Source organism: Sphingorhabdus sp. (genome assembly GCF_035329025.1).
Classification (GTDB): Bacteria; Pseudomonadota; Alphaproteobacteria; order Sphingomonadales; family Sphingomonadaceae; genus Sphingorhabdus_B.
The window spans coordinates 40,123-48,012 of sequence record NZ_DAOLHN010000027.1 but is presented as its reverse complement, the minus strand read 5'-3'; the positions used below and the strand labels follow the sequence as shown (position 1 = coordinate 48,012).

10 protein-coding genes are annotated in these 7,890 nt (G+C 58.2%); 6 read left to right on the top strand and 4 right to left on the bottom strand.

Going from position 1 to position 7,890, the window contains the following annotated elements; all coding sequences use genetic code 11:
- Together PKC81_RS09220 and PKC81_RS09215 are read right to left on the bottom strand one after the other, a co-directional pair.
- The coding region (locus tag PKC81_RS09220) for a fructose-bisphosphatase class II (RefSeq protein ID WP_324335339.1) at positions 1–165 on the bottom strand (165 nt) is incomplete at its 3' end.
- Position 166: 1 nt separating this feature from the next.
- Entirely contained in the window at positions 167–1,468 is a 1,302-nt protein-coding gene (locus tag PKC81_RS09215; RefSeq protein ID WP_324335336.1) for a homoserine dehydrogenase, read from the bottom strand.
- A 100-nt stretch (positions 1,469–1,568) separates the two neighbouring features.
- Here PKC81_RS09215 and PKC81_RS09210 point away from each other — a divergent pair, with 100 nt between their 5' ends.
- Entirely contained in the window at positions 1,569–2,372 is an 804-nt protein-coding gene (locus PKC81_RS09210; protein WP_324335334.1) for a nucleotidyltransferase family protein, read from the top strand.
- On the opposite strand, the gene PKC81_RS09205 is transcribed toward PKC81_RS09210, so the two are convergent.
- Positions 2,369–3,427 (bottom strand): DUF1176 domain-containing protein, encoded by a 1,059-nt coding sequence (locus PKC81_RS09205; protein WP_324335332.1) that lies wholly within the window; start codon positions 3,425–3,427, stop codon positions 2,369–2,371. The two genes, PKC81_RS09210 and PKC81_RS09205, sit on opposite strands and share 4 nt — an antisense overlap.
- Before the next feature lie 71 nt (positions 3,428–3,498).
- Between PKC81_RS09205 and PKC81_RS09200 the strand changes: the two genes are divergently transcribed.
- Both PKC81_RS09200 and PKC81_RS09195 read left to right on the top strand, forming a co-directional pair.
- Positions 3,499–4,368, top strand: a complete 870-nt coding sequence (locus tag PKC81_RS09200; protein ID WP_324335330.1) for a 3-hydroxyacyl-CoA dehydrogenase NAD-binding domain-containing protein — start codon at positions 3,499–3,501, stop codon at positions 4,366–4,368.
- 86 nt (positions 4,369–4,454) lie between these two features.
- Positions 4,455–4,907, top strand: a complete 453-nt coding sequence (locus tag PKC81_RS09195; protein ID WP_324335328.1) for a DNA starvation/stationary phase protection protein — start codon at positions 4,455–4,457, stop codon at positions 4,905–4,907.
- A 59-nt stretch (positions 4,908–4,966) separates the two neighbouring features.
- Here the strand turns inward: PKC81_RS09195 and PKC81_RS09190 are convergent, their stop codons facing one another.
- On the bottom strand, positions 4,967–5,764 hold the full coding sequence (locus tag PKC81_RS09190) for a cold-shock protein (RefSeq protein ID WP_324335326.1): 798 nt from the start codon (positions 5,762–5,764) through the stop codon (positions 4,967–4,969).
- Between the two features lie 243 nt (positions 5,765–6,007).
- On the opposite strand from PKC81_RS09190, the gene PKC81_RS09185 reads away from it, so the two are divergent.
- From PKC81_RS09185 to PKC81_RS09175, 3 genes are read left to right on the top strand one after another with little or no spacing between them, the layout of a single operon-like run.
- On the top strand, positions 6,008–6,628 hold the full coding sequence (locus PKC81_RS09185; RefSeq protein WP_324335324.1) for a ribonuclease D: 621 nt from the start codon (positions 6,008–6,010) through the stop codon (positions 6,626–6,628).
- A gap of 36 nt (positions 6,629–6,664) precedes the next feature.
- Entirely contained in the window at positions 6,665–7,303 is a 639-nt protein-coding gene (locus PKC81_RS09180; RefSeq protein ID WP_324335322.1) for an LPS export ABC transporter periplasmic protein LptC, read from the top strand.
- Between the two features lie 7 nt (positions 7,304–7,310).
- Positions 7,311–7,832 carry an LptA/OstA family protein gene (locus tag PKC81_RS09175; RefSeq protein WP_324335320.1) on the top strand — a complete coding sequence of 174 codons (522 nt, stop codon included), beginning with the start codon at positions 7,311–7,313 and terminating at the stop codon, positions 7,830–7,832.
- Positions 7,833–7,890: the final 58 nt, after the last annotated feature.

The following is a 7,890-nucleotide window of genomic DNA, read 5'->3' as shown; positions in this document are numbered from 1 at the left end:
AAGATCGTTGAGCGCAGCGCGCATCGCTTCAACGGCGGCGGCATCGGCGGCCTTTTCGTCACCGCGCCCGATCATGCTGGCCGCTGCCATCGCCGCGGCCTCTGTAACGCGCACCATTTCGAGGACCAGAACGCGGTCCATTGCGCCGCTAGATTGCGTCGTCATTCTATTCTCCCAAAATATGCATGACCATCGGTTCACCCTGCAGGCTATCAGAGCCTTTAAGGGCGGCGAGGGTATCGGTTACGGCCTGTTCACGCGCCTCGTGCGTGACCATGGCAATCAAAGCGGAGCCATCGGCTACTTCGCGCTGGATCAGGCTTTCGATCGACAGCCCGGCATCGCGCATCGCGGCTGCGATTTCGGCGAGTACACCCGGCCGGTCGGCAACAAGCATGCGCAAATAGGTTTTGTTGATGCGGTGCGCAGCGGTGGCGCGCGGCAATTCGTCGAGTTCGGTTGTCGGCACAGAGAATGCCGGGCCGGTTTCCTTGCGTGCAATGTCGACAAGGTCTGCCACCACCGCAGACGCCGTTGGCCGATCGCCAGCGCCAGCGCCCTGGAAAAGCAGCCGACCAGAAAAATTGCCCTCCGCAACCACCGCATTGGTTGCACCCGCGACATGGGCCAACGGATGATCGATGGGAACGAGACAGGGCTGCACCCGCTGGAACAGCGAAGCGCCGCCATTTTCACCATCGACTTCGGCAAGGCCTATCAGACGGATCCGGTATCCCAGCGCCCGTGCCTGCGCGATGTCGGCAGCGATAATCTTGCGGATACCGCGAATATCCACGCCTTCGAAATCGATCCGGCTGCCAAAGCTGAGTGAGGCGAGGATGGATAGCTTGTGCGCAGCGTCAACGCCGTCAATGTCAAAGCTCGGATCAGCTTCGGCGAATCCCTTGGCCTGGGCATCGGCCAGCACCTCACCAAAGTCGCGTCCGTCGCGCTCCATCGCCGAGAGGATGAAATTGCAGGTGCCGTTGAGGATGCCATACACTCGGTCGATCCGATTGGCCGCAGCCCCGTCGCGCAGTCCCTGGATAACCGGAATGCCGCCGGCTACTGCAGCCTCGAACTTCAGCGGCGCACCTTGGGCATCAGCCAGCGCCCCGAGTTCTGCGCCGTGATGCGCAATCATCGCCTTGTTGGCCGTAACCAGTGCGCGGCCCGCGCCCAGCGTTTCGCGCGCCAGCGTAACCGCCGGGCCATCGGATCCACCGACAAGTTCGACTACAACATCGACATCGGCTGCCGTGGCGAGTTCGCCCATATCGTCGACCCAGCGATAAGGTGTCAGGTCGACACCGCGATCCTTGGAACGGTCGCGCGCAGTCACAGCAGTAATCTGGATAGGGCGGCCTGCCCGGCGCGCAATCAATGCGCTGTTTTCTTCGATAAGCTGGATGACGCCAGTGCCGACCGTCCCCAACCCGGCCAATCCGATACGAAGCGCGTTTGCCATAAAAGCCCTGAATTCCTTTTCGCGCCCGCGCCTAGTGCAAAATCCGGTGCTTGACCAGCCTTAGCTTGCCGTAAAATGCCGCTGTCCCTATAGGCGCTGCATGACCGACCAGCCGACTATCCTCATCCTCGCGGGCAAGCGCGACGGGAAACTCGATCCACTCGCCGAACGCGCAGGTGTCAGCCATAAATGCCGGGTGCCAATCAACGGCAAGCCGCTACTCGAATGGGTGGTCGAAGCCGTCGGGCCCGCTTTCCCTGATGCCAAGGTTTTCATCTCGATCCACGATCCCGCCGTTGTCGCTGACCTACCAGCGGTCGAGGCACTTGCAAAAAGCGGGCGTCTTGTGCTGTGCGAAGCGCAGGCGGGCATCGTCGAAAGCGTCGAGCACGCAATCGCATTGGCTGGCGGGGACGCCGCCTTTCCTCTGTTGATCACCACCGCTGACAATGTGCTCGCTGAAAGCGGCTATCTGCAAGGCGTGCATCGCGATGCACTGGCGAGCGAAGGCGACGCCGTGGTCGTTCTCGCAACGCGCGAGTCCATCCGCGCGGCCCATCCGGACGGGCAACGCAAATTCTATGAATTCAAGGATGTCGCCATTTCGAACTGCAACGTCTTTTGGCTGCGCAATGCCAAAGCGTTGCGGGCGACCGAAGCCTTTCGCGAAGGTGGGCAATTTGCGAAGAACCGCGCCCGCATCGCCAAGGCGTTCGGCATCATCAACCTGATCCGTTTCCGGCTGGGCTGGTGGACGCTCGACAAGGCGTTCAAGGCCATCTCACGTCGGTTCGGCGTTCAGGTAGTGCCGCAAATCACGCCCGTTGGAGCCTTTGCCATCGATGTCGACAATGAACGGACTTATGGGGTCGCTGAGCTGCTGTTGAAAGCGCGCAAGGGTTAATCCTTGAACTCCACCCGGGCACGCCAGAGCTGCATCCATTCGGTAGAGCCACGGCATTCGTCCATGGCAAATGCTTCGACCAGGCGGAACACATCCCCGTCCCAGACATAGGTCTGGGCGGTGCCGCAATCGCCCGATCCGCGCCCTTTGTGAAAGCTGCTGAGTTGTTGTGTCGCGGCGTCCCAACTCGGGTTGGAAAGCAGCTTCACTCCGTCCATCCCTTCATCGGCCTGATCCGGATAATCGAACCGCGCCGGAGCGAAGGCCCATTTCTTGCCATCCGCTGAGCTGCCCACATAAGGGGCAACCGCCATGTTATAGGCTCCTGTGCCGCAACTGACCTGAAGCAGCACCCTGTGCCGACTATCTTTCTTGCCAAGGCTGACGGCGCTGTTTTCGGTTACGGTCGAACTATCGCTTGAACATTTCGCATTTTCCACCATGCCAATGATCGTTCCGGCATCAGGAACCGCTGACTGTTTGCCGATGCGGGTGGCGGTTATGACCGGCAGCGCAACCGATCTTGCAGCCTGTTCGCGCCGCCCGACAAGGAACAGCGCAGTACGCGTGCGTGCACGGTTTTGCATCATGTCGATATGGATCAGCGCGGCAGCAGAACCTTTGAGCGTACGCTTGCCCAAGACAGTTCCATCATCCCCGCGAATGACCATGTTTCGCCCCCGACCGATCGAACGCGCCAGTTTGAGCGAGTCAGCAACCGAACCAATGATCGACCACTCGCCTTGCGCAAGTGCGCCACGGTCAACTTCACGACCGTCGATCAAGATGCGGTAACTGTTCCCAGAGGGGGCCACGAGCGAGATTTTCACCGTGACCGCTTCATTGGGCGATTCCCGACTGATCAGGATGGCTGGGGCGGTGTCGCCACCGTCAACTTCGGGTGCAAGCGACAGCGCCTCGCACGAATAGACGTTGTCGCAGGCGGCAGCCCAGTCTTTATGGAAGAACTGCTTGCCCGGTTCGATTGGCGCGGCATGTGACGAAGCGGCCAGCACCGAAGCGACAAAGAGGAATTTTGCGAACGGCAAGCTCATGGCAAACAGTCTATCGTGAACCGTCCGGCTGCGCTAGGGGGGCGCCGAACATATTCGAAAGGGTCGTCAGCATGCGGTCAGTTGCAGTTATCGGGGCAGGTCAGATGGGTGCGGGCATCGCACAGGTCAGCGCGGCAGCGGGTTATCATGTGCTGCTTTCCGACATAGATATGGACCGTGCTAAGGCGGGCAAGGATGGCATCGCAAAAGCGATCCATCGCCTTGTTGAGCGCGAAAAGATCGGCGCCGCCGAAGCCGAGCAGATCATTGCGCGCATCGAACCTGTCGCCAGCTATGAACCGATGGCTTCAGCCGGGCTGGTGATCGAAGCCGCCACCGAGCGTGAGGACATCAAGCGCAAGATTTTCGACGAAGTGGGCAAGGTGCTCGGCCATCAGGCGGTTCTGGCGACCAATACCTCGTCCATTCCCATCACCCGCATGGCGCAATCGTCACCCGATCCGGCGCGCTTTATCGGTGTGCACTTCTTCAATCCGGTGCCGATCATGGGGCTGATCGAGGTCATCCGCGGGCTTGCCACATCGGAACAGACCGTTGAAAAAGTCAAAATGTTCGGTGACGCGCTGGGCAAATCGATGGTCTTTGCCGAGGATGTTCCAGGCTTTATCGTCAATCGCATATTGATGCCGATGCTCAATGAAGCCTGCTTTTCCTTGGGTGAGGGCGTGGCATCAATCCGCGATATCGACATGGCCTGCCAGATTGGTCTGAACCACCCGATGGGCCCGCTGACGCTCGCCGATTTCATCGGGCTCGATACCTGTTTCGAGATCATCAAGGTGCTGCACGACACCACAGGGGATTCCAAATACCGCCCTGCCCCTCTGCTGGTCAAATATGTCGAGGCCGGTTGGCTGGGTCGTAAGACCAAGCGCGGTTTTTATGATTATAGTGGTGAGGTGCCTGTTCCTACACGATGAATCGATTAGCGTAGCAAAGATTTCGCATTGGCATTCGGCGCGGCCAGACACCATATTCCTGTCATACGCTCTGAAGGAGATTTTAGATGGGAAATAACAGCACAACTGCGCTCGCAGCAGCGCTGAACCGACTGCTTGCCGACTATTTTGCGCTATATCTGAAGACCAAGAACTTCCACTGGCATGTTTCAGGGCCGCATTTTCGCGAATATCATCTGTTGTTCGACGAACATGCGACCGAACTGATCGGCACGACAGACCTGATCGCTGAGCGGGTTCGCAAATTGGGGCAACGGACTTTGACCTCAATTGGTGACATTACCGCCAAGCAGTCAATGAAGGACAATGACGAGGACGGCTTATCCGCTGACGCGATGCTCAAGGAGTTGCTGTCCGACAACAAGGCGCTGATCAATACTTTGAAATCGGTTAAAGAGCTCGCCAGTGAAGCCGGTGACAATGCAACCGACGGAATGCTCGACGACTGGACAGATCAAGCCCAACAGCGTGAATGGTTCCTGACACAAACAATCGGCTGAACCCGCAAACAAAAAGGGCCTCGAAAGAGGCCCTTTTCGTATCAGCGGTAAGCCAAGCCTTATTCAGCCAGACGCTCTACATTGGTCGCCGAATATTTGCCGCGACGATCGACTTCGATGTCGAATGCCAGACGGTCATTCTGCGTCACTTGGCCAACACCCGAACGCTCAAGCGCGGAAATGTGCACGAACACATCTTCGCCGCCATCGTCACGCTGGATGAAGCCAAATCCCTTCATGTCGTTGAAGAATTTGACAGTGCCATTTGCGCGTTCGCCAGTCGATTCGCGCATCGGTCCACGCTGGAAGCCGCCATCGCGATCGCCGCCGCGCTGGAAGCCACCACGATCGCCACCGCGATCACGATCGAAACCGCTACGCTCGGGACGCGGTGCGCGCTCTGGAACCGGAAGCGGATCGCCGTCGATCACAAGATCGGTCGCCGATACTTTGCCACCGCGATCGACAAGCGTGAATTCGAGCGGTTGCCCTTCGGCCAAGCCAGTCAGGCCGGCTTGCTCGACAGCGCTGATGTGCACGAATACGTCATCGGGGCGATCATCAACCTGGATAAAGCCGAAGCCCTTCTGATTATTGAAGAATTTGACAACGCCTTTGCCTTCGCCAACCACCTGGGCGGGCATTGAAGGGGCCCGGGGAGCGCCACCGCGGAAACCACCGCCGCCTCCGCCACCGAAGCCACCACCGCCGCCGCGGGGACCGCCAAAGCCGCCGCTGGGGCGCTCGCCACCTCTCAATTCACCAGGGAATGAGGGGGCGTCAAAACCGAAATTGTCGTCACCAAAACGATCGCGCTTGTCACGGCCACGGCCACGACGCTTGTCATTGAAACTCATGTTCGAACTAATACTTTCCCGTCGCCCGCCAATTTCCATCCATGCAGAATAGGACGAATACCCCGCATTTCCCGCGACATGCCACTGGCCCCGCAATGGCAGGCTATACCCTATGCACGAAAAGCGCGATAGCAAATAATGCACCAATCCTAAATCGGCGTAAAAGCCGTAAAACTTGCCTTGACGACGCGGCTGGGGCAGAGGGATTGGCATATTAACCGATTAGAGAAAGCTTGAGCGCGGATGAGCGTTTTCCTTCATGAAGAAGACCTGCCTGATGGCGTACTGCAAGGCAGCTCTGCCCTTGCGGTCGATACCGAAACCATGGGTCTGAACACATTGCGCGACAGGTTGTGTTTGCTGCAGATATCCGATGGTAGCGGCGATGAGCATCTGATCCGTTTTGCTCCCGGCAGCACCTATGCCGCGCCCAATCTTAAAGCGATTTTGGGCGATCCCAACCGATTGAAATTGTTTCACTTTGCTCGCTTCGATCTGGCCGCAATTGAATATTATCTGAAGGTGACGGCGACCCCGCTGTTCTGCACCAAAATTGCCTCGCGTCTCACCCGTACATTTACCGATCGCCATGGGTTGAAAGAATTGGTGAAGGAGCTTTTGTCCACCGACATTTCGAAACAACAACAATCGAGCGACTGGGGTGGGCCGGTCCTGAGCGAGGCGCAAAAGGATTATGCAGCCAGCGATGTGCGCTTCCTGCACCGCCTGCATGCCGAATTCGTTATCCGGCTCGAACGCGAAGGCCGCACCGAAATGGCGCAGGCCTGTTTCGATTTTCTGCCGCACCGGGCGCGACTCGACCTGATGGGCTGGCCCGAAGACGATATTTTCGCCCACAGCTAAAACCTTGTTCATCGACCGGAGACTGTAAAACCGCCTATGTCCGAGCAGGCAGACCGAGAACGCACATTGCGGCAGTTTTTTGCCGCTCCCGGCGGTCGACATGACCGGCTGGTGCGGATTCTTCGCGTTGCATTGCCCAGCATCATCGGCGTGTTGGTTGCAATGTTGGTGGTCAGCCCATTTTCGAATACGCAGGAAATGAGCTTCGTACTGGCAAAGGACGAGGTTAATATGGCCAAAGAGCGCTTGCGGCTGACCAACGCCATGTATCGCGGCGAAGACAGCCAAGGGCGCCCCTTCACGCTTCGCGGCGGCAGTGCAGTGCAGAAAAGCTCAGCGGAACCGATCATCCGGCTGACCGACTTGTCGGGGCAAATCCTGATGGCAGGCGGCCCCGCGCAACTGGTTGCAGGTCAGGGCTATTATAATCTCGAAACCGAAAAAGTTCGCGTTGAAGGGCCGCTGTCCTACACCAGTGGAGACGGATTCAGTGTTACCGCAAACAATGTCGAATTCGCGATGAAGACCCGGCAGATTGAGAGCTTCGGGCCAGTCAATGGCGCGATGAAGGTCGGCACTTTCAGTGCAGGCAAGTTACGGGCCGATGTTGATGCGCGTATTGTACGGCTTGAAGGCGGCGCGCATTTGCGCATCAACCAGAATGCGATTAGATAGGGCGACCATGTCAAAAACTTTCCTGCCGATCTTGCTGGCCAGCGCATTGGGAACTGCGGCCCTGTTATCGGTCGCGGCGCCCGCACAGGTCATCCGAAACCACAACAGCAACGCACCGGTCGATTTTGATGCAGGCGCGATTGAGTTGCAGGACAGGGCTGATCGCGTGATCCTGACAGGTGGCGTCACCGCCACCCAGGCTGGTCTGACGATGCGAGCCTCCCGCGTGACAGCGGCTTATACCAGCAATGGCGGGATTGATGTGAACAGGCTCGACGCCGTGGGCGGGGTAACAATCACCAAGGATGATTTGCGCGCTACCAGTGATGCCGCCATATATGATCTGGGATCCAACCTTATCACATTGATAGGCAATGTCCGCCTGACTCAAGGTGCAAACCGTTTGAGCGGCGGGCGTATTGTGATCGATTTGAATGCTGGTCGTTCGACCATCACCGGCGGCGCATCTTCCACAAGCAGCAAAGGCCGCGTCACCGGCACATTCACGGTCCCGCAACGCAAAAATTGAACCGTTCCGGATCAATCCGGCAAAGCGCCATGCACAAATCCTGCCAATTGCGGGCATT

Coding starts and splice junctions, on each gene's coding strand:
- PKC81_RS09200 (WP_324335330.1), top strand. CDS start 3,499: ATGCGGTCAGTTGCAGTTATCGGGGCAGGTCAGATGGGTGCGGGCATC.
- PKC81_RS09195 (WP_324335328.1), top strand. CDS start 4,455: ATGGGAAATAACAGCACAACTGCGCTCGCAGCAGCGCTGAACCGACTG.
- PKC81_RS09180 (WP_324335322.1), top strand. CDS start 6,665: ATGTCCGAGCAGGCAGACCGAGAACGCACATTGCGGCAGTTTTTTGCC.
- PKC81_RS09185 (WP_324335324.1), top strand. CDS start 6,008: ATGAGCGTTTTCCTTCATGAAGAAGACCTGCCTGATGGCGTACTGCAA.
- PKC81_RS09205 (WP_324335332.1), bottom strand. CDS start 3,427: ATGAGCTTGCCGTTCGCAAAATTCCTCTTTGTCGCTTCGGTGCTGGCC.
- PKC81_RS09190 (WP_324335326.1), bottom strand. CDS start 5,764: ATGAGTTTCAATGACAAGCGTCGTGGCCGTGGCCGTGACAAGCGCGAT.
- PKC81_RS09210 (WP_324335334.1), top strand. CDS start 1,569: ATGACCGACCAGCCGACTATCCTCATCCTCGCGGGCAAGCGCGACGGG.
- PKC81_RS09215 (WP_324335336.1), bottom strand. CDS start 1,468: ATGGCAAACGCGCTTCGTATCGGATTGGCCGGGTTGGGGACGGTCGGC.
- PKC81_RS09175 (WP_324335320.1), top strand. CDS start 7,311: ATGTCAAAAACTTTCCTGCCGATCTTGCTGGCCAGCGCATTGGGAACT.